This is a genomic window from uncultured Ligilactobacillus sp. (assembly GCF_948826705.1).
Classification (GTDB): domain Bacteria; phylum Bacillota; class Bacilli; order Lactobacillales; family Lactobacillaceae; genus Ligilactobacillus.
In genome coordinates, this window is record NZ_CAQLEL010000131.1 from 1 (window position 1) to 21,283 (window position 21,283).

Annotated in this window: 24 protein-coding genes; 21 read left to right on the top strand and 3 right to left on the bottom strand. The window is 40.0% G+C overall.

Going from position 1 to position 21,283, the window contains the following annotated elements; genetic code table 11:
- The 6 genes from Q9Q35_RS09485 to greA form a co-directional block, all read left to right on the top strand.
- The coding region (locus tag Q9Q35_RS09485; protein ID WP_304653137.1) for a helix-turn-helix domain-containing protein at positions 1 to 201 on the top strand (201 nt) is incomplete at its 5' end.
- 320 nt (positions 202 to 521) lie between these two features.
- Positions 522 to 1,568, top strand: a complete 1,047-nt coding sequence (gene pheS, locus Q9Q35_RS09490; protein ID WP_304653163.1) for a phenylalanine--tRNA ligase subunit alpha — start codon at positions 522 to 524, stop codon at positions 1,566 to 1,568.
- Between the two features lie 7 nt (positions 1,569 to 1,575).
- Complete coding sequence (gene pheT, locus Q9Q35_RS09495; RefSeq protein ID WP_304653138.1) at positions 1,576 to 3,987, top strand: phenylalanine--tRNA ligase subunit beta; 2,412 nt, start codon at positions 1,576 to 1,578, stop codon at positions 3,985 to 3,987.
- 330 nt (positions 3,988 to 4,317) lie between these two features.
- On the top strand, positions 4,318 to 5,415 hold the full coding sequence (gene mltG, locus Q9Q35_RS09500) for an endolytic transglycosylase MltG (RefSeq protein WP_304653140.1): 1,098 nt from the start codon (positions 4,318 to 4,320) through the stop codon (positions 5,413 to 5,415).
- 24 nt (positions 5,416 to 5,439) lie between these two features.
- On the top strand, positions 5,440 to 6,087 hold the full coding sequence (udk, locus tag Q9Q35_RS09505; protein WP_289190361.1) for a uridine kinase: 648 nt from the start codon (positions 5,440 to 5,442) through the stop codon (positions 6,085 to 6,087).
- Between the two features lie 48 nt (positions 6,088 to 6,135).
- The gene (gene greA, locus Q9Q35_RS09510; protein WP_304653141.1) at positions 6,136 to 6,609 is read left to right on the top strand and encodes a transcription elongation factor GreA; all 474 of its coding nucleotides are present in this window, start codon (positions 6,136 to 6,138) and stop codon (positions 6,607 to 6,609) included.
- 424 nt (positions 6,610 to 7,033) lie between these two features.
- Here greA and Q9Q35_RS09515 read toward each other — a convergent pair whose 3' ends face one another.
- Both Q9Q35_RS09515 and Q9Q35_RS09520 read right to left on the bottom strand, forming a co-directional pair.
- Positions 7,034 to 7,384 (bottom strand): hypothetical protein, encoded by a 351-nt coding sequence (locus tag Q9Q35_RS09515; RefSeq protein ID WP_304653143.1) that lies wholly within the window; start codon positions 7,382 to 7,384, stop codon positions 7,034 to 7,036.
- 18 nt (positions 7,385 to 7,402) lie between these two features.
- On the bottom strand, positions 7,403 to 8,362 hold the full coding sequence (locus Q9Q35_RS09520) for a nucleoside hydrolase (protein WP_304653144.1): 960 nt from the start codon (positions 8,360 to 8,362) through the stop codon (positions 7,403 to 7,405).
- A 218-nt stretch (positions 8,363 to 8,580) separates the two neighbouring features.
- On the opposite strand from Q9Q35_RS09520, the gene Q9Q35_RS09525 reads away from it, so the two are divergent.
- From Q9Q35_RS09525 to Q9Q35_RS09555, 7 genes are all read left to right on the top strand, one after another.
- A complete protein-coding gene (locus Q9Q35_RS09525; RefSeq protein ID WP_304653145.1) occupies positions 8,581 to 9,069 on the top strand; it encodes a DUF3013 family protein in 489 nt (162 codons plus the stop codon).
- A gap of 18 nt (positions 9,070 to 9,087) precedes the next feature.
- Positions 9,088 to 9,975 (top strand): 50S ribosomal protein L11 methyltransferase, encoded by an 888-nt coding sequence (prmA, locus tag Q9Q35_RS09530; RefSeq protein WP_304653146.1) that lies wholly within the window; start codon positions 9,088 to 9,090, stop codon positions 9,973 to 9,975.
- 3 nt (positions 9,976 to 9,978) lie between these two features.
- Positions 9,979 to 10,728, top strand: coding sequence for a 16S rRNA (uracil(1498)-N(3))-methyltransferase (locus Q9Q35_RS09535; protein ID WP_304653147.1), 750 nt, complete (start codon positions 9,979 to 9,981; stop codon positions 10,726 to 10,728).
- Between the two features lie 81 nt (positions 10,729 to 10,809).
- Positions 10,810 to 11,136: a hypothetical protein gene (locus Q9Q35_RS09540; RefSeq protein ID WP_304653148.1), complete on the top strand. Its 327-nt coding sequence runs from the start codon at positions 10,810 to 10,812 to the stop codon at positions 11,134 to 11,136.
- A gap of 121 nt (positions 11,137 to 11,257) precedes the next feature.
- On the top strand, positions 11,258 to 13,480 hold the full coding sequence (locus Q9Q35_RS09545; RefSeq protein WP_304653149.1) for a bifunctional (p)ppGpp synthetase/guanosine-3',5'-bis(diphosphate) 3'-pyrophosphohydrolase: 2,223 nt from the start codon (positions 11,258 to 11,260) through the stop codon (positions 13,478 to 13,480).
- Positions 13,481 to 13,494: 14 nt separating this feature from the next.
- On the top strand, positions 13,495 to 13,938 hold the full coding sequence (gene dtd / locus Q9Q35_RS09550; protein WP_304653150.1) for a D-aminoacyl-tRNA deacylase: 444 nt from the start codon (positions 13,495 to 13,497) through the stop codon (positions 13,936 to 13,938).
- 16 nt (positions 13,939 to 13,954) lie between these two features.
- Positions 13,955 to 14,566 carry an HAD-IA family hydrolase gene (locus Q9Q35_RS09555; protein ID WP_304653151.1) on the top strand — a complete coding sequence of 204 codons (612 nt, stop codon included), beginning with the start codon at positions 13,955 to 13,957 and terminating at the stop codon, positions 14,564 to 14,566.
- A 105-nt stretch (positions 14,567 to 14,671) separates the two neighbouring features.
- On the opposite strand, the gene Q9Q35_RS09560 is transcribed toward Q9Q35_RS09555, so the two are convergent.
- A complete protein-coding gene (locus Q9Q35_RS09560) occupies positions 14,672 to 15,436 on the bottom strand; it encodes an RNA methyltransferase (protein ID WP_304653152.1) in 765 nt (254 codons plus the stop codon).
- Between the two features lie 177 nt (positions 15,437 to 15,613).
- On the opposite strand from Q9Q35_RS09560, the gene Q9Q35_RS09565 reads away from it, so the two are divergent.
- The 8 genes from Q9Q35_RS09565 (at position 15,614) to Q9Q35_RS09600 (ending at position 21,274) form a co-directional block, all read left to right on the top strand.
- On the top strand, positions 15,614 to 15,841 hold the full coding sequence (locus tag Q9Q35_RS09565) for a hypothetical protein (RefSeq protein WP_056959646.1): 228 nt from the start codon (positions 15,614 to 15,616) through the stop codon (positions 15,839 to 15,841).
- 62 nt (positions 15,842 to 15,903) lie between these two features.
- Positions 15,904 to 16,971 carry a Xaa-Pro peptidase family protein gene (locus tag Q9Q35_RS09570; protein WP_304653164.1) on the top strand — a complete coding sequence of 356 codons (1,068 nt, stop codon included), beginning with the start codon at positions 15,904 to 15,906 and terminating at the stop codon, positions 16,969 to 16,971.
- 129 nt (positions 16,972 to 17,100) lie between these two features.
- Positions 17,101 to 17,658 (top strand): elongation factor P, encoded by a 558-nt coding sequence (gene efp, locus Q9Q35_RS09575; protein WP_004047589.1) that lies wholly within the window; start codon positions 17,101 to 17,103, stop codon positions 17,656 to 17,658.
- 261 nt (positions 17,659 to 17,919) lie between these two features.
- On the top strand, positions 17,920 to 18,348 hold the full coding sequence (locus Q9Q35_RS09580) for an Asp23/Gls24 family envelope stress response protein (protein WP_004047591.1): 429 nt from the start codon (positions 17,920 to 17,922) through the stop codon (positions 18,346 to 18,348).
- On the top strand, positions 18,348 to 18,746 hold the full coding sequence (gene nusB, locus Q9Q35_RS09585) for a transcription antitermination factor NusB (protein ID WP_304653153.1): 399 nt from the start codon (positions 18,348 to 18,350) through the stop codon (positions 18,744 to 18,746). The genes Q9Q35_RS09580 and nusB overlap by 1 nt, the downstream gene beginning before the upstream one ends.
- 112 nt (positions 18,747 to 18,858) lie before the next feature.
- On the top strand, positions 18,859 to 19,707 hold the full coding sequence (folD, locus tag Q9Q35_RS09590) for a bifunctional methylenetetrahydrofolate dehydrogenase/methenyltetrahydrofolate cyclohydrolase FolD (protein WP_304653154.1): 849 nt from the start codon (positions 18,859 to 18,861) through the stop codon (positions 19,705 to 19,707).
- Positions 19,707 to 21,050, top strand: coding sequence for an exodeoxyribonuclease VII large subunit (xseA, locus tag Q9Q35_RS09595; protein WP_304653155.1), 1,344 nt, complete (start codon positions 19,707 to 19,709; stop codon positions 21,048 to 21,050). The genes folD and xseA overlap by 1 nt, the downstream gene beginning before the upstream one ends.
- On the top strand, positions 21,047 to 21,274 hold the full coding sequence (locus Q9Q35_RS09600) for an exodeoxyribonuclease VII small subunit (RefSeq protein WP_304653156.1): 228 nt from the start codon (positions 21,047 to 21,049) through the stop codon (positions 21,272 to 21,274). Before xseA ends, Q9Q35_RS09600 begins: the two co-directional genes overlap by 4 nt.
- Positions 21,275 to 21,283 lie beyond the last annotated feature (9 nt).

The window sequence follows — 21,283 nt, forward strand, 5'->3', positions numbered from 1 at the left end:
AAAGTTGAGAAATGCAGTGATCGCGTTTTAGTGGAACGTCTAAAGGAGTTGGAGAAGGAAGGATTGGTAGAACGTGTGATGGCTAGCAATAGCTCACGTGCGGTCTATCAGTTGACCGACCGGGGCGCAGCTTTAAAAACGATCATGCAAGAGATCCATGTTTGGTCAGAAAAGTGGTATTCTGAAGAAGATTGCAAATAACTACTTGACTATTTATGCATACGAGCTTAAACTGAATTGTAGAATATTTAAAGACGTAGACGGAAATTAGTAAGCTGATCGATCAAGACAGAAAAGAGCCGGGAGCTGAGAAGGCTTGCTTGATCTAAGGCCGAATTTCACTTCCTGAGTTGCTGTTGGGATTCCTGAGGATGAATAACAGATCGGTTCATGACCGTTTTATCATGAAAGAGTGCTGTTATTTACTTATAACAGAACAAGGGTGGTACCGCGAAGCCTCGTCCCTTTTTAGGGATGAGGCTTTTTTACGTTGGATCAGCCGGATGAAAGGAAAGATTAGTGTGAATCTAAGAGAAAAACTTGAAGAGATCAAACAAAATGGCTTAGAAAAAATTAGGCGTGCTGAAGATACTAAACATATCAATGACGTCAGAGTAGAATTATTGGGCAAAAAAGGCTCGATTACTGAAGTTTTACGAGGAATGCGTGATCTAAGCGCTGAGGAACGTCCTAAGGTCGGAAGCTTTGCTAATACGATCAGAGATGAATTGACTCAAGCGATCGCTGAAAAGCACGCTGAATTAGAAGAATTGAAGTTGGCTAAACGTTTAGAAAGTGAAACGATCGATGTTACTTTACCAGCTACTCCAGTCAAGACCGGAACACCACACGTTTTAGTCCAAGTTATCGATGAGATCGAAAAACTCTTCTTAGGGATGGGCTTTCAAGTTGTTGATGGGCCTGAGATCGAAGAAGATCATTACAACTTTGAAATGTTGAACTTGCCTCAAGACCATCCTGCTCGTGATATGCAAGACACATTTTATATTACTAAACAATTATTGATGAGAACTCAAACATCGCCTGTTCAAGCACGGACGATGGAGGTGCATGACTTTAGCAAGGGACCTTTAAAGATGATCTCCCCAGGTAAAGTCTACCGCCGTGATACAGACGATGCGACTCACTCGCATCAATTCCACCAAGTTGAAGGCCTGGTCATCGACAAAAATATTACAATGGGTGATCTAAAAGGTACGTTAGAGCTGATCGCTAAGACTGTTTTTGGTCAACAACGCGAGATCCGTTTGCGCCCAAGTTACTTCCCATTTACAGAACCATCTGTCGAAGTTGATGTTTCCTGTTTCAAATGTGGCGGTAAGGGCTGTTCAGTTTGCAAGCAAACAGGGTGGATCGAAGTTTTAGGTGCTGGTATGGTCCATCCTAATGTTTTGAAGATGGCTGGTGTCGATCCAGAAGTTTATGGTGGTTTTGCCTTTGGGCTTGGTCCTGATCGCTTTGCTATGCTCAAATACGGTGTCGATGATATTCGCGAATTTTATCTAAATGATGTTCGATTCTTACAACAATTCGCACAGAAAGGATAACTGATTCATGAAAGTTTCAACAAAATGGTTAAATGAATATGTGCCTGTCGCTGACCTTGAACCGTTAGCACTGGCTGAAAAAATCGAAAGAACAGCGGTCGAAGTTGCTAGTACAGGTAAACTTGAAGATGGACTAAAGAAGATCGTTGTAGGTTACACTTTGGATGTTAAAGATCATCCAAATTCTGACCACTTGCATATTTGCCAAGTAGATGTTGGGGAAGAAGAACCATCGCAGATCGTGTGTGGTGCTCCTAATATCAAGGCGGGGCAAAAAGTCATCGTGGCTTTACCAAATTCACGGATCGCTGGTAATGTGAAGATCAAACGCGGTAAGATGCGGGGCGAAGTTTCTGAAGGAATGATCTGTGCTTTACAAGAATTAGGTTTTCCTGAAAGCGTGGTCCCTAAAGAATTTGCTGACGGGATCTATGTTTTACCTGAAGATGCTAAACCAGGTGAACCTGTTTTTGGTTATTTAGGGATGGATGAAACGGTGATCGATCTTGATATCACTCCAAATCGTGGTGACCTTTTAAGTATGCGTGGAGCTGCCCATGAGATCGCAGCCATCTATGATCGTGAAGTGACTTTACCGGTTCCACATATTGTTGAATCAACCACAGATGAGATCGCTGATCATGTTACGGTCAGTGCACCTGAAGAATTAGCTAAACCATATATGATGCGGGTCATAAAAGATGTCAAAGTCAAAGAAAGCCCAATGTGGTTGCAAATTCGTCTTTGGAATGCGGGCATTCGCCCGTTGAATAATATCGTTGACGTGACAAACTATATCTTGCTTGATTATGGTCAACCGCTGCATGCTTTTGATTTTGATAAATTGGGATCTAAGCAAGTCGTTGTGCGTTTAGCTAAAGAAGGCGAAGTGCTAGTTACCCTTGATGGTGAAGAACGTAAATTACAACTAAATGACATCGTGATCACAGCCAATGATGTACCAGTTGCTTTAGCCGGAACAATGGGGGGCTTAGATACAGAGATCAGTGATGAAACGACCACGGTTGCTTTAGAAGCGGCTGTCTTCAATGGTCATCGGATCAGAAAAACTTCACGGCGGGAAAACTTACACTCAGAAGCTTCAATGCGCTTTGAGCGTGGTGTTGATGTATCAGCTGTCCGTGAAGCTTTAGATGCTGCTGCTGCAATGATCGCTGAATTAGGTGAAGGTCAAGTGGTCAAGGGTGTAGCTAGTGTCAATGAACCAGAAACTACTCCGACAAAGATCAAGACCTCCGCTTCGCATATCAATAAAGTTTTAGGCACAGAATTGACGGTGGAACAGATCCAAGCTATTTTTGATCGCTTGGGTTTTGAAACGACAGTCGTAGCTGATGATTTGACAGTATATGTACCAACAAGACGCTGGGATATTGCGATCGAAGCTGACCTAGTTGAAGAAGTAGCTCGGATCTATGGCTATGATAATTTACCAACAACGCTCCCAGCAGGGCAAACGACACCAGGTAGTTACACACCAGCTCAAAAATTGATCCGGCAAGCACGCCAGACGTTAGAAGCGACTGGCTTAGATCAAGCTATTTCATATGGATTGACAACTGAAGAAAAGGCCAAACGGTTTGCCTTGGAAGAAGCTTTGCCGACTAATTTAGATTTTCCAATGAGCAGTGAACATACAACGGTTCGAATGAACTTGATCTCAGGTCTTTTAGATGATCTAGCCTATAATGCAGCGCGTAAAGTTAACGATGTTGCGTTATATGAGCAAGGACGTGTCTTCTTTAGAGATGAAGATCAAATACGTCCACGTGAAGTTGAACATATCGCTGGGGCACTGACAGGTTTAGTCAGTGATGCTAACTGGAATACTACAAAACAAGAAGTTGATTTCTTCTATCTAAAAGGGATCGTAGCTAACTTGTTACATGAATTAGGTGTGACTAACGAATCTTATCGAGCCGTTGCTATGCCAGATATGCATCCTGGTCGAACCGCTGCGATCTATGCAGGGGAAAATTACTTAGGTTTTATCGGTGAAGTTCATCCTAATACAGCTAAAGAATATAAATTAAAACAACGAGTTTATGTTTTTGAGCTCGATCTACAAAAAGTTATCGAGTTGCCAAAAGAAGCTAAACTTTACACACCAGTTTCAAAATATCCATCGATCACACGTGATATCGCTTTGGCAGTTTCGACTGATGTGACAAATCAACAGATCGAAGATTGCATTCGTAAAAACGGTGGTGCTTTCTTAAAAGACATCAAGCTGTTCGATGTATATCAAGGTGAACACATTATGACTGGCTTTAAATCATTGGCTTACACTTTGGTCTACTCTGATCCAAATGCAACTTTACAAGATGAAGCAGTTACAAAAGCTTTTGAAAAGGTACAAGCTAAGCTGGTCGAGGAATTTGAAGCCGACATTCGCTAGAAATAAAATTAAAGGAGCTCATATGGGCTTCTTTTTTTAGAAATTAACCATGATACAATATTGCAATTAGACAACCACGCTTATATAATGGTAGAGATAGAGTTTACACGGGAATGGCTTAGATAAAATAGAGCCATGGGTCAAGGAGATCGTAGTCAGAAAGAGCACAATGTGGGGCTAAGGATCTCATAAGAATTGGTAGATCCAGTGTATGATCTTTATACATAGCAATTTAGCTAGGGGCTTAAAACGCAGGAAAGGAAAAACTATGATTCTTTCACAAATATAAATAATATATTTGTTCACATTAGTGTAGTAAGGGTGATTACTTTGGGTAAAGAAAAAGCAAAGAAATCGGTTGCTAAAAAAATCATCATCGGTGTTATTTTAGTGATTGCAGTTTTGATCGTATTAGTCGGAGCATTTGGCTATCATTACGTTAAGACGGCTTTGCAACCACTTGACAAAAACTCGAATCAACGTATCGAAGTCAAGATCCCTGTTGGAAGTAACAACAAGCAGATCGGTGCTATTTTAGAGGAAAAAAAGGTCATCAAGAGTGGCTTTGTCTTTGATTACTACGTTAAGACTAATAAACTAGGTAATTTTAAGGCAGGGTATTATGAACTAAAACCATCAATGACACTTGAACAGATCTCAAAGGCTTTACAAAAAGGTGGTGCTAGTGAATCACTTGACTCAGGAAAAGTTCTTGTAAAAGAAGGGGTGACGATCGATGAGATCGGAACTGAGATCCAAAATACGACTAAGTTTAGTAAGAAGGACTTTTTGGCATTAGTCAACGACGAAAATTTCTTAAATGAGTTAAAGAACAAGTATCCAGAGTTATTAACATCAGCACTCGAAGCTAAAGATGTTCGTTATCGTTTAGAAGGATACTTATATCCAGCTACTTATTCGGTTCAAGATGATACGACATTAAAGCAATTGGTCGAACAAATGGTAGCTAAGACCAATGAAATGTTGTCACCATACTACAGTAAGATCTCCGAACGTCACTACACAGTTCAACAAGCTTTGACTTTAGCTTCCTTAGTTGAACGTGAAGGTGTGACTGCAAAGGATCGTTATAAGATCGCAGGTGTGTTTGAAAATCGCTTAGAAAAGAACATGAAGATCCAATCGGATATTTCAGTTCTTTATGCTTTAGGTAAACATAAGCAAAATGTGACATATAAAGATCTTGAAGTCGATTCTCCATACAACCTATATCAAAATGAAGGTATGGGACCTGGACCGTTCAATAATCCAAGTATTGCATCGGTAAAAGCTGTCTTAGATCCAGTCGATAAGGATAAAGGTTATCTTTATTTCATCGCAAATATGAAGACAGGTAAGGTCTATTTCTCCAAGACTTATGAAGAACATCAAGCATTGACCAAAAAACTCGAAAAAGATAATCAATAATTAATTTAAGGTAGGTATTTATTAATGTCAGAAGCAAAGAAGCGTCCACGTCCAATTATTATCGGTGTAACTGGAGGATCAGGTAGTGGGAAGACCTCTGTTTCCCGTGCGATCTTTGATCAACTTCATGGTCATTCCTTGATGATGCTCCAAGAAGATTCATATTACAAGAGTCAAGATGATGTTCCATTTGAAGAACGTACTAAAGTCAACTATGACCATCCAAATGCTTTTGATACAGATCTCTTGATCGAACAGCTTGAAGATCTACTAAACTGGAAGACGATCGAGATCCCAGTTTACGATTACGCTGCTCATACACGGAGCAAGGAAGTTGTAGTTCAAGAACCACGAGAAGTTATCATTGTGGAAGGTATTTTGACGCTAAATGACGCACGCTTGCGTGATCTGATGGATATCAAGATCTTCGTGGACACTGATGACGATATTCGGATCATTCGTCGTATCCAACGTGATATTGAAGAACGCGGTCGAACATTGCAATCAGTGATCGATCAATATCTTGAGACAGTTAAGCCAATGTATCATCAATTTATTGAACCTTCAAAGCGTTATGCTGACATTATTGTGCCTGAAGGTGGCGAAAATCAAGTTGCGATCGATCTTTTGGTCACAAAAGTTCGTGACATCATTCGTAAAAACGAAGGCTAATTGTGGTATAATGGACCACGCAGTTAATGATATTAATGAGGTGTAAAAATGGCTGAAGAAAAAACATTTCCAATGACATTGGAAGGTAAAGAAAAACTTGAAGTTGAATTAGAAGAACTCCGGACAACTAAGCGAGCAGAGATCATCGAACGGATCAAGATCGCTCGTTCCTTTGGAGATCTATCCGAAAACTCCGAATACGAAGCTGCGAAGAATGAACAATCAATGCTTGAAGGTCGGATCAAAGAAGTAGAAAACATGTTGAATCATGCTGAGATCATTGATAATGGCTCGATCGCTGCTGACGAAGTTGCGATCGGTAAAACGGTGGTCTTCCAAGAAGAGGACGATGAACCAGAAACTTACCAGATCGTAGGTGCTGCTGAGGCTGACCCATTTGCTGGTAAGATCTCAAATGAATCACCGATCGCACAAAGTTTAGTTGGACATAAAGTGGGAGAGACAGTGAGTGTTGAAACTCCTGGCGGTGAAATGCAAGTTAAGATCATCGAAGTTAAATAAATTGATCTAAGAAAGAAGCTGTGACATAAGTTTCTATATAAGAAGGCCATCCGAGTTTTTCAAAAATTCGGATGGTCTTCTTTTTGTTTTTATTTATTATTTGGTGATATTTTTGGACTATCAGTGGACATTTTCCACATGTTCAATGCCATTAATACTATTCTCATTTGACGATTTACCTTTTTTTACTTCATACGGTAAATCGAGTAAACCCCAAATAAGCCTTCAAATTACCGAAAATAGATTTGATCTTATTTTTTAAGCTTCATAGGAGGTCGCCATGTTCAAACTGAATTGATTTATGTTATAAATGCAGGGGCTAGTGTCTTTTTTATTTATAGTACAAAAACGGTCGTAAATGAACAATTTTTAAAGCCCATTTACGACCGTTTTAATAGAAACTTATGTCACAGCCTCAGGATATTTAAGTTTTGAAAACAAATAGTCCAGTGCCGATCCCGATAAAGATACAAGCTAAACAAAGAAAGATACTGGTCCAAGCGTTGCCGATCCGAAACCAAAAATTGCGCGCTGTCATAAGAAATATTAGGCAGGCGGTAATAAAAAATAGAAAGTAGATCAATTTTAGTGGCGCAAAAATAAATAAAACCATCAAAGCACAGAGCAACAGTAAATTTCTAAAGTTTTTATACCAGTACAAAGTACCAAAGAAAGCTTGTTGGTAAGAAAAACGGCGGTCATGCGGTAAAGAACTAAATTTTAAGATGACCAGCAAAAGCCAAAAGATATAAAGGGAGATCCCAAGAATATTCATTGCTTAAGCCTCATCTTCCTAATTTTTGCTAAATAGTGTTGTCAAACGTTCCATAAATAGATCGACAAAACGATCCTTATCGACGTTGACGGCTGCTTTAGTCGATAAAGCTGGTTCGTTGATCCGAGTTTCATCACCGATCGTGCGTCCAGCATAAGGACCTTTAGTATCGACTTTCATATTTAGATCAAGTGTTGTTACTAACGAAGGCTCGATCGCTGCTGCTACAGCTAATGGATCATGTAAAGCACAACCACCTAAATGAGGACTTGTAACTTTGTAAGCATCGATATAGTAATCTGTTAGATCAGCGTATTTTTCACCAGCTAAAGTCTTCAAGTCACGCCACTTTTGAGTTTCTTTTGTAGTCAAGAGTGTTCGAGTCGTAACGTCTAAACCGATCATCGTCAATGGGAATTCACTGCGAAAGACTTTATCAGCTGCTTCAGGATCTTGATTAATGTTAGCTTCGGTTACGGGATTGACATTCCCAGGAACAGTCAAAGCTCCACCCATTAAGGTAACTTTACCTACAAGTTTAGCGATCTGTGGGTCTTTTTCCAAAGCTGCAGCTAAGTTTGTTAAAGGACCAGTTGGAACGATCACGAGATCTTTGCCATATTTGTGAGCAGCTTCGATGAAGAAATCGACCCCAGACATCGTTTCAGGTTTGCGGTCAGCTTTTTTTAGTTTGACTTCGCCAATACCGTTTTTACCGTGGATCTGGGCACTGATCGGCATAACTTCAAAGCTATCCTTAGTAGAAGCGTGTGGAAGTCCAGTGAAAACTGGAATGTCGGGACGTCCTAACAGTTCAAGTAAATCTAAACTATTTTGGACCCCATCTTCGACTAGAATGTTACCATATGAACCCACGATCCCGATCAGATCGCATTCTTCTGAGGCTAAAGCATAAGCGATGGCTAATGCATCGTCGATCCCAGTATCAAGATCAAGAATCATTTTGTATTTTGCCAAGTAGATCATCTCCTAAAGTTAGTAATTCACACTCTTAGTTTATCAGAAATTATGGCTTTTGTGCTTAATTGAGTGTAAAAAATTAATAAAATATTGCTAAAAACGATAAAATATACGTTAAATCATCTAAAAACAAAAGATTATCGAATTAAACTTGTTTTCTATCCCGCCTAGAGGTTACTATATTAGTGTAACTATACACAGACAGGATTGATTGGATGGCAAAAACAGATCTTTTGACTTTTTTAGAAAGCAATATAGATAGCTTAGATTTTGATGGTAAGATCGAACTTTTTTGGAATAAGCGTGCCAAAACATTTGAGATGGAACTGACCTTTTATGCTGAAAACTCTACTAGTCAAGTCATCACTGATGCAAAAGGAGTAAGTTCGGATGAACCGATCATCTCATTTAGTGACAGTATTTTATTTTATGATGAGAAAAATGTAGCACAAGTCGAATCAGAAGCGTATTTAGCGTGTTTGAGCTATGCTGGTAAAAAAGGTTGGACGTTAGCGCGCGGCAAAGCATTTTTTAGTTATTTACAGATCGTGTTAGATAATGGACGTTCGGATCTACTTGACTTTTTAAATGACAGTGACAAGGAATTATTCGAACTGACATGGTCGATGAGTGAATTTGAAAGATTTGTGCAGGATGCAAATGAGAATACGGTTACTGAAAATTTGCCGTACCCTAAATTTTAAGCAAAGGATGAATTTATTTTGGATTGGATCAAATTAACTGTAACGACAACAAATGAGGCGAGTGAAGCTGTAATAAATCTTTTGATGGAAAATGGTGCTGGTGGCGTTGAGATCGATGATTCCGATCTTAGTCAAGTTGAATTAGCTACATATTTTCAAGCACAAGCTGGCTTAGTAGAGCTACTCCCTGAATTAGAACAAAAAATCGCACAATTACGAGAATTTGGCTTAGATCCAGGAAAGGGAACTGTCAAATTAGCTGAACTAGATGATGATTCTTGGGCGGATGTTTGGAAAAAATACTATCATCCGGTCCGCTTAACGCGCTATTTGACGATCGTACCAAGTTGGGAAAATTATACTCCGGAAATGACTGATGAAAAAGTTATCAAACTTGATCCCGGTCGTGCTTTTGGAACGGGGACACATCCAACGACTAAATTGGCGTTACAAGCATTAGAGACAGTTGTGCGTGGTGGCGAAACTATGATAGATGTAGGAACTGGCTCAGGTGTCTTGAGTATTGCAGCTAAGTATTTTGGAGTCGATCAGATCGCTGCTTATGATGTTGATGCTGAAGCGGTCAAAGCAGCTGAAGAAAATTTGGCGTTAAATGATATGCAAGATGCGATCACAGTGGGGGCTAATGATCTGTTGGCGGGGATCAAGACAAAAGTTGAGTTGATCACGGCTAATATCTTAGCTGAGATCATCGTACCATTGATCCCCCAAGCGTATGAGTGCTTAAAGCCAGGCGGGATCTTTATCACTTCTGGGATCATTGTTGATAAAAAAGACTTGATCGTCAGTGAGCTTGAAGCAAAGGGCTTTATGATCGATCAAGTTTTAAATATAAAAGATTGGTATTCGATCATCGCCCATATGCCAACTACAGATGAGGTCTAAAAAATGCAACGTTATTTTTATAATGAAATGTTAGCCAATGAGCAATTTATTTTACCAAAAGACCTCTATAAGCATGCGATCACAGTAATGCGGATGCGTGTTGGAGATAAATTTGAGTTGGTGACTCCAGATAAGCAAGTTCAGATAATGGAAGTGACAGCAGTCGATAAACAACAGGCGCGAGCTAAGGTCGTTGAAACTTTTAGTCATCAAACTGAATTGCCAGTTGTAACAACGATCGCTTGTGGACTTTCTAAGGGAGATAAAGCGGAATTGATCGTTCAAAAGGGAACGGAATTGGGAGCTGATAAATTTATCTTTTTCAAGGGCGATTTTTCGGTCGCCAAGTGGGATGATAAAAAGCAAGCTAAAAAGATCGCGCGGTTAGAAAAGATCGCTTTAGCAGCGGCCGAACAGTCACATCGCACCACGATCCCGACGATCAGTTACTGCAGCAGCTTGAAAGAATTAAAACTAGCTTCAGATGAGCTAGGTATCGTGGCCTATGAAGAAGCAGCTAAACAAGGGGAAAAAGCTAATTTGGTCAAAGTTATTGAACAACTCACTACACGCCAAGTGCCACATCTGACGGCAGTTTTTGGCCCAGAAGGTGGTCTATCAACAAATGAGATCGAACTTTTGACTCAAAAAGGCTTTGTTCAAGCGGGATTAGGACCACGGATCATGCGGGCTGAAACAGCGCCACTATATCTGCTAGCGACGCTTTCGTATGCGTTAGAATTGGTAAAATAGCCTGTAGCAGAGTTTCTTCTATACTAAAATGTGATTTTACGGTAAAATAAAATTAATTAATTTTAGAAACAGGTAATGAGAATGCAATTAAGTAAAGTATCACCCCAAAAAGTAATTTCGTATTGGGCTTTTGCCACACTGTTTAGTTTCGTGATCCCGATCATTTTTACTGTTTTAAATGTTGATGAGATCACGAAAACGGGTGTGATCTTATTTGGTGTCAATGTAGTTTATGCGATCGCAATTGGATTTTATGCAGGTAAACATGCTGATAAGTTTTGGTTAGTGCTATTTTTCCCAGTTATTTACTTGATCGGTTGTGATTTCTTTTTTGATAGCCATGCGATCTATTGTGCCGTAGTTTATCTGATGTTGACAGGCTTTGCCTATGGTGCTGTACGCAAATAAAATTTTACAACAGCAATAGGCACTTTTTGCAGTAGTGAAAAGTGCCTATCGTGCATTCAAATGAATTTGGTAGATTGGTGAGAAAGGAAGCGCTACTGTCTTTAGTGGCGACGGTGATGAGATGGAAAAGAACGTAATTTGGAGTGCAGAAGATGTGATCAATAAGTGTAGTGAATACATGAATGCAGAACATGTGGCGATCGTACAAAAAGCCTGTGATTTTGCTACCTACGTTCACCGTGAACAATTTCGTAAGTCAGGGGAACCATATATCGTCCACCCGATCCAAGTGGCTGCGATCTTAGCTGAATTAAAAATGGATCCTGAAACGGTAAGTGCGGGCTTTTTGCATGATGTAGTCGAGGATACCCCCGTTATTTTAGCTGATATTGGTGAGCTCTTTGGCAAAGATATTGAAGTGATCGTAGACGGGGTCACAAAATTGAGCAAGATCCGCTACAAGTCACACCGAGAACAACTAGCTGAAAATCACCGTAAACTACTCTTGGCGATGTCAAAAGACTTACGGGTCATCATCGTGAAGTTAGCTGACCGTCTGCATAATATGCGTACTTTAAAACATTTGCGTCCAGACAAACAACGCCGAATTGCAAATGAAACGCTTGAGATCTATGCACCGTTAGCTGATCGTTTAGGTATCAGTACGATCAAATGGGAATTAGAGGATACCTCATTAAGGTACTTGAACCCCCAACAATACTATCGCATCGTACATTTGATGAATTCAAGACGTGATGAGCGTTTGCAATACATCAATGAAGCGATCGATGAGATCAAAGGTGCGATCGTGGATCTTAAGCTTAAAGATTGTGAGATCTACGGGCGCCCAAAGCATATTTACTCGATCTATCGTAAGATGCGTGATCAGCACAAACAATTCAGTCAGATATATGACTTGCTCGCGATCCGTGTGATCGTTAAATCGATCAAGGATTGTTATGCTGTATTAGGTGCGATCCATACAAAGTGGACCCCAATGCCGGGACGTTTTAAAGATTATATTGCGATGCCTAAAGCCAATATGTACCAATCATTGCATACGACTTTGATCGGGCCAAACGGGACACCATTTGAGGTGCAGATCAGAACTGAAGAGATGCATCGTGTGGCTGAATATGGTATCGCTGCTCACTGGGCTTACAAGGAGGGGAAGACAGATGGCGTCAAAGAAACGACGACGGGTGAAAAACTCAACTTGTTCAAAGAGATCATTGAATTACAAAATGAATCCAGTGATGCTAATGACTTCATGGAAAGTGTCAAGGGCGATCTCTTTAGTGACCGGGTCTATGTCTTTACGCCTAAAGGGGATGTTTTTGAATTGCCTAAGGGAGCTGGGCCACTGGATATGGCTTATACGATCCATACTGAGATCGGAAACCATACGACAGGAGCTAAAGTCAATGGTAAGATCGTTCCGCTGGATTATCAGGTCAAAAATGGTGATATCGTTGATATTTTAACTTCACAAAATTCCGCTGGTCCTAGTCGGGATTGGTTAGATCTGGTGCATACCAATAAGGCGCGTAATAAAGTCAAACGTTTCTTTAAACAACAAGATCGGATCCAAAATATCGACCGTGGTAAAGACATCTTAGAAGAAGCACTGATCGAAGAAGGGTATAATGTACACGATGTTTTAAATACTAAAAATATTGAGCGGGTCTTGGCTAAGCGTCATATTTCCACGAGCGATGATATGTATGCAGCGCTTGGTTTTGGTGAATTACAACCGGCTGGGATCATTAATATTTTGACGCAAGATATTCGTGAGCAAAAAGAATTACAACGTAAAAAACAACAAGAAAAAGATCTTCTTGAAGATCATAAGGGGATCAAAAATAATAATGCTAATAGTAAGAATAAGCATGATGAAAGTGTCTTGATCGAAGGGATCGATAATCTATTGGTCCGCTTGAGCCATTGTTGCAATCCGATCCCTGGTGATGAGATCGTTGGTTATATCACCAAAGGGCGTGGGGTCTCGGTCCACCGGACTGATTGCCCTAATGTAAAGAATGCTGAACAAAGTGGCACGCGTTTGATCGATGTAAGTTGGAATGTCGTTTCCGATGACCGGACGCACTATAATACCGATCTTGAGATCCAAGGGTATAATCGTTCTGGTCTGTTGAATGATGTTTTACAGGCGATCAACAATACGACAAAACAGCTCAATTCGATCAATGGTCGGATCGACCATAATAAGATGGCGACGATCGATGTGACGGTAGGGATCCGAGATAAGGTGCATTTGCAACGAGTTATCGATAATATCAAGCGAGTCCCTGATGTCTATGTAGTAAAACGAACGATCCATTAAGCGAGGTAAAAAAAGTGCGTGTAGTATTACAACGAGTAAAAAAAGCCAGTGTGGCGATCGCAGATCAAACGGTTGGGCAGATCGACCAAGGTCTGATGTTATTAGTTGGTTTTCAAGCTGGTGATGGTAGTGAGCAGATCGATCATTTAGTTAAAAAGATCGCTAACTGTCGGATCTTTAGCGACGAAGAAGGTAAAATGAATCTGAGTGTTCAACAGATCGCAGGGAAAATTTTGTCGATCTCACAATTCACTCTTTATGCCGATACTAAGAAGGGAAATCGACCGAGTTTTACTAAGGCTCAAGAACCAGCTAAGGCAGCGGCTAATTATGCTGAATTCAACAAAAAGCTACAAGCTTTAGGGCTTGAAGTTCAGACTGGGGAATTTGGGGCAGATATGCAAGTGAGTTTGATAAATGATGGTCCCGTAACGATCATCTTTGATACAGAGAATTAAATAGTGAGGTCATAATATGTATCAGAATTATTTTTTTGATTTTGATGGAACGCTCTATGATACGTATCCTGGCATGGTCAAAGCCTTTGTTGAAGCTTTTGCACTTCAAGGGATAGAATTATCGGCAAGTGAAGTTTATCAAGTGATGCGTGAGGTTTCCGTTCGTGAAGCTTATCGGCGATACACGACATCACAGTTAGATGAGGCTAAATTGCATGCTGATTATCGGAATTTAGAAGAAAAATATCAAGTTTACGCTAAGCCGTTTTCAGGGGCGCTTGAGTTATTGGAGCGGATCATTGCTAATGGTGGTCAAAACTTTTTATTGACCCATCGAGATAAAAGTTCATTGACATTGCTCGAACGTGATGGATTTTTGCAATATTTTACAGATCATTCGACGGCAGACGATGGTTTTAAACGAAAGCCTGATCCTGAGGCGTTGAATTTTTTAGTCGCTAAACACGGACTAGATCCCAGCGTTTCTGTAATGGTCGGTGATCGGACATTAGATGTCGTAGCGGGGCATAACGCTAAGATGGCGGGGATCTTATTTGATCCTGATAGGTTGATCAAGGCCGATGTCCATGCAGAACAGATCGTTCAAAATTTGAATGCTATCGAATGAAAATTGCTACAAATGCAATACTTAGTGAATAGGGAAAGGGACCTAGCACGACTTAGATATCGTGCTAGGTCCCTCTTTATTTATATGATCCTCATTTTCTCTTAGTTAGTCTATGAGTTGAAACATCAAGATCCCAGCAGCAATGGCTACATTTAGCGATTCAGCATGGCCTTTGATCGGGATATAGAGATTGAGTGAAGTTTGCTGTAATAGTTCTGCACTCATACCGTTACCTTCATTGCCCATGATCAAAGCAAAATTTTGGTGTTGGCCAACTTCTTGATAGGAACGAGCGTCTTTGTTTAGTTCGCTTCCAAAAACAGGATAATTTTTGGCTTTGAAAGCTTGGACCCAAGTGGTCAGATCGGCTGTAACTAATTGAAGATGGAATTGGCTACCTTGCATTGAGCGGACGACTTTAGGTTGATACATATCAGCTGTCTTAGAGCCAAAAACAACACCCGAAAAGCCAGCTGCATCAGCTGTCCGTACCATAGTTCCGATATTTCCTGGATCTTGGACACCATCAAGTAATAGCCACGCTCCAGAAGCAGTGGCGGGACTGACCTTGATTTGATCAAATGCTACTTCAGCAAAGATTCCTTGGGGAGATTTAGTTTCGCTGAGTTGTTTGGCGATCGATTCACTGATCGAGAAATATTGGATCTCGGGTAAGATCTCTAAGTCAGCTAGATGTTTGAAACTCGGTGTGACTAGGATCTTTTGGATCGGCTTATCAGAATTCAATGCTTCTTTGATTAAATGCCAACCATCAAGCAAATAAGTTTGACTTTGTTGCCGCCCTTTTTTAGTGGCGAGTTTTTTCCAAGCCTTGACTTGAGGATTGGAGACCGATGTAATTTCTTTCATTATCCGTGACCTCGTTTTCTAATTTACATAAAATTCAGTATAACATATTAACTGTAACAAGAAAGAATGTTTTTAAAAACGATAATTTATTATAAATTTATTATATAAGTTATGGTTGATGGAATTTTTGTTTACTAAGGAATATAATACGGATAAAAAGTAAATGGGGGCGGTAATTTGCCAAACTTATTAGAAAAAATCTACTTTGAAGAACAAGATCAAACAATGTTAGTTCTCAGTACAAAACAAAATTTTAAGGGAGCAACAGCGATCGTTGATGGAACAGACAAGTGTTTTATGATCGTTCGAGTTCATTTTCGAAGCCTCGAAAGTTATCGAGCTAATCGGATCATTGTGGTGGTCAAGGGAAACTATATCGCTGATAAGATCAAGGAGATCATTTAGATTTTTTAGCGCACATAGGTGTGTTATCATGAGATAAATATGGATCAAGGAAGGTAACAATGATGAATGAATTTGACCAACGTTGTCAACGCTTACGTCAAAAAATGCAAGAAGCTAGTGTAGATGCTTATTTGGTGACTTCAGCAGATAATATCTATTATTTAAGTGGTTTTACAGGGGATGCAGGAGTTCTACTAGTAACAGAACAAGAACGCTATTTGATCACTGACGCACGTTTTGAGACGCAAATAGCTCAAACTAATCCGTGGTTAAAAGCTGTGATCACACGTGATTATTTTGGACAAGCCTTAGAGTTGTGCGAACGTGAAAACATCGTTGCTTTAGCATTTGAGGAAAGTTTAAGCTATCAAGTTTATGATCGCTTAGATGAATATGCTTTGTGTGATCTAGTTGCATTGAGTGGTTTGATCGAAGCATTACGTTTGCAAAAATCTACTGCTGAGATCGAAAAGATAAAAGCAAGTTGTCGCTTAGCTAAAGATGGGTTTGAGCATGTCTTAAAGATAGCTAGACCAGGACTTAAAGAACAAGAACTAGCCTTGGAATTGGACTATTACATGCGAAAAAATGGGGCCAGTCAAGTCTCTTTTGAAACTATCGTAGCTTCAGGATCTCGTTCGGCTTTACCACATGGTGTTGCAAGTAACAAAAAATTAGCCTTAGGAGATTTAGTGACTCTTGATTATGGCTATTTTTTAGACCATTATACTTCGGATGTGACCCGAACCTTTGTACTAGGCAAGGTCGATCCTAAACTAGAAGAGATATATCATATCGTTTCTGAAGCTAAGCAATTGACGATCGAAGCAGTCAGACCTGGGATCACTGGAAAAGAACTTGATCGGATCGGACGTGACTATATCACCCAAAAAGGTTACGGGAAATATTTTGAACATGGCATGGGACATGGGATCGGGCTAAATGTTCATGAAGGTCCCTATATCGGTAAAACAAGCGCAGAAGTTTTACAGCCAGGACAAGTGATCACCATCGAACCAGGGATCTATTTACCAGGTCTGGGTGGAGTACGTTTGGAAGATGATATTTTAGTCACTGAAACAGGCTATGAGAATTTGACCGATTTTTACCAAGAATATTATGAAATTTAAGCGAGATAGCGGTGATTAACTTGCATTTACAGCTGTTCTTTTGATATTATAAAGTGTATGAATTATATTTGGATAAGTGTGCTACTAGTGAGATAGTGGGACTTATGTAATTATTTTAGGAGGACTAATATGATTTCAGTAAATGATTTTAAAAATGGCTTAACGATCACAGTCGATGGTGAATTATGGCGTGTGGTCGAATTTCAACATGTGAAGCCAGGCAAGGGTTCTGCTTTTGTCCGTTCTAAATTAAAAAACTTACGTAATGGTGCTGTTCAAGAAAAAACATTCCGTGCGGGTGAAAAAGTAGAACAAGCACAGATCGATCGCAAGAAGATGCAATACTTATACGCTGATGGTAATAACTATGTCTTCATGGATACAGATACTTATGAACAATTAGAATTACCAGGTGAAAGCTTAACAGAAGAATTGAAGTACTTGAAAGAAAACATGGTCGTTAGTGTTATCATGTACGGTTCTGAAACATTAGGTGTTGAATTACCAAATACGGTCGATCTAACAGTTGCTGAAACTGAACCAGGTATCAAAGGTGATACAGCTTCTGGTGGTTCTAAACCAGCTACAATGGAAACAGGTGTTGTGGTCCAAGTTCCATTCTTCGTTAATGAAGGTGATGTATTAACGATCAACACAACTGACGGCACATATATCTCACGTGCTTAATTTGGTCAATTGAACGTTATTTTCGCCAAAAATCAACCATTTAGCAATTTTAGCTATTTTTTGTGACAGTGACCGTAAGAAAGATAATATGGGATCGGGATTGTCCTGGCATAAAAAACTTGAAGACAGGTAAATTTTTAAAAAAGGATTTCTTGGTTGAATATTGGAAGTGAAAAAATTTAAGAAAGGAAATATATAATCTTTCTTGAGATATAGGGGTGGTCCTATATTTTTCCATATTTTATATAGCAGGTTTTAGATATGTCTGAAGATAATAATATTGTTTTAACAAGTAAAGAACCCAGCTTAGGTGAAGTTCGGTTAGCACCAGAAGTGATCGAAGTGATCATTGGAATCGCAGCAAGCCAAGTCGATGGTGTATATTCGATGCGTGGTTCGATCGCCAACAGCTTTTCAGAACTCTTAGGCCGTCAGATTCGGGGCAAAGGTGTCAAAGTCAATAAAGACGAAGACCAATTAAAAGTTGATGTTTATGTCTTTTTGAACTATGGCGTCTCAGTTCCCAAAGTTGCGGCCCAGATCCAAGAAAAGGTTCGCCAACAAGTTCTCTTTATGACGGGAATTGAAATTTTAGGCGTTGATGTGCACGTTCAAGGGGTAATTCCTGAAAAACAAGAACAAACAATTGACCCAAATAATCTATTTGGGGAAGAGAATGGTGAAGAATAGTGAGTATTAGTAGACATGATACGCGTAAACTGGCTTTTCAAGCACTTTTTGCGTTGAATAGCAACCCAGATGCCTTACCACAAGACGTTTACGAAGCTTTGTTGGAAGATGAGGCGACAACTACAGTACCAGCCTACTTGCCTGAATTGGTAGAAGGCGTACTTACACACCAATCTGAAATAGACGCAAAGATCGATCAACATTTAAGCTCAAACTGGACGCTTGCACGCTTGAACAAGACAGACCTCTTGATCTTGCGCTTAGCGATCTATGAAATGCTTTATGTTGATGATGTTCCGGCTAAAGTAGCTTTAGATGAAGCTTTGCAATTAGCTAAGGAATTTAGTGATGATAAATCACGGCGTTTTATCAATGGTGTTTTATCAAATCTACTTTAAAAGATGAAAAATGTCTGTACTAAAGTTTAGTGCAGGCATTTTATTTTTGAAAAAAATGTTGCTGAGTATGCTAAAATATTAGGTATACACTAAAGTTAAGGTTGTGATTTATATGACAGTGATGATAGACGGACGCGGAACTGCTGAAAAAATCCGCAGCCAATTAAGGAAAAAGACAGAACAGTTAAAACAACAAGGGCTAGAGCCATGTTTGGCTGTTATTTTAGTGGGAGATGATCCGGCTAGTCAGGTGTATGTCCGTAACAAAAAACGGGCGGCTGAAAAGATCGGGATCAAGACTAAAGATATCACTTTGCCAGCTGACACGACACAAGCAGAGTTATTACAATTGATCGATGAGTTGAATGGCGACGTAACAGTCCATGCGATCTTGGTGCAAATGCCATTACCAGCACAGCTTGATGAAAATACGGTGATCGAACAGATCGATCCTAAAAAGGATGCTGATGGTCTACACCCAGAAAATTTAGGTCACCTTTTTATGGGGCAACCAAAAGCTTTACCATGTACTCCGCGTGGGATCATGGTCTTATTAGAAGAGTATCAGATCCCTGTGGCTGGTAAAAATGTTGTGATCATCGGACGCAGTAATTTAGTGGGACGTCCTTTAGCTGCTTTGATGATAAATGCAGATGCTACGGTCACTGTGGCACATAGTAAGACTAAAGATCTCTCAAGTGTTGCTAGCCAGGCTGATATTTTAGTCGTTGCAACTGGGCGAGCTGAAATGGTCGATGAGACTTATATCAAGGAAGGCGCAACTGTGATCGATGTTGGGATCAATCGTTTGGATAACGGCAAATTAGTCGGTGATGTCAAACAAGTTAGTGCTGTAACTAAGGCAGCTTATTTAACGCCAGTTCCTGGTGGCGTTGGTCCGATGACGATCGCGATGTTAATGCAACAAACGCTTGAATTGGCAGAAAAGAGCAATAGCTAATGGAAAAAGATCAATATTTAACTGTCACAGCATTAACTAAGTACCTACATCGAAAATTTAGTGCTGATCCATATTTGAATCGTGTCTATTTGACAGGGGAGATCTCAAATTTTCGTTTGCGTCCACGCCATCAATATTTTAGTTTAAAAGACGATGGTGCTAAAATAGATGCGGTCATGTTTCAATCGGCATTTAACAAATTGAAATTCAATGTTGAAGATGGAATGAAAGTCTTGGTGGTCGGAAGAGTAGATCTGTATGAACCTAGTGGGAATTACCAAATAACGATCGAAAAGATGGAACCAGATGGTGTTGGCGCTTTGTATCAAGCATTTGAACAATTAAAAGCTAAATTATCCATGGAAGGCTTGTTTAGTGCACCTAAGCGACCATTAGTCCACTTTCCTAAACGGATCGCAGTGATCACTAGTCCATCAGGAGCAGTCATTCGTGATATCATCACGACTACTAGAAGGCGTTATCCGATCGCACAGCTAGTTTTATTTCCCGCAGTCGTTCAAGGTGAGAAAGCGGCTGATTCATTGGTGGGACGATTAAAAGAGGTCAATGCTCGTGGCGATTTTGATACGATCATTATCGGTCGTGGTGGTGGGTCGATCGAGGATCTGTGGCCATTTAATGAAGAAAAAGTTGCTCGGGCGATCTTTGAAAGTAAGATCCCGATCATTTCTTCAGTTGGACACGAAACGGATACGACGATCGCTGACCTAGTGGCTGATGTCAGGGCAGCGACACCTACTGCAGCAGCTGAATTGGCGACGCCAGTTTTAGAAGACGAGATCTTGCGGATCAAACAAGATAAGTTACGTTTGATCCAAAGTTATCAAGCTATGCTAAAGTTACGGCGCCAACAGCTACAAAAGTTGCAAAATTCTTACGTCTTTATGCAATCAAATCGCCTGTATGAAGGCTACCTTCAAAAACTTGACGGTTACCAGAATCGACTCAAACAGGCTTATCGTGAACAGTTGTATCAAAAAGAAAAGTCATTTTCAGAGCTGATGACGCGTTTGCAACGTTCTTCGCCAAAAGATACGATCAACTTGCATAAACAACAGGTGGCACAGCTCAAAAAAGACCTATTTCGGGCAACGGAAAAATATGTTGGTGATAGAGAGCAACGTTTGGTAAAGGCTACCGCTGCTTTAGATATGTTGAGCCCGTTGCGCGTTATGGGACGTGGTTTTTCTTACGTCACGGCAGATGAAAAGATCATCAAAAAAACATCTGATCTGACGGTCGGTTCTGAGATCAAATTGCATTTAAGCGATGGTAGTGTTAAAGCTAAAGTTACTAAAATTGATGGGATGAAGAAAAAATGACAGAAAAAAATTTAACTTTTGAACAAGAATTACAAATGTTAGAAGCGATCGTAGGCAAACTTGAGCAGGGCGATGTTCCTTTAGAAGAGGCGCTAGCGCAATTCCAAAAAGGGGTAGCTTTAAGTAAAAAATTGCAAGAGACCCTCCAAAATGCAGAGGATACTTTGACTAAGGTTATCAACGAAGAAGGTCAAGAAGTCGTCTTTGAGGCAAATAATGACTGATATTTAGCT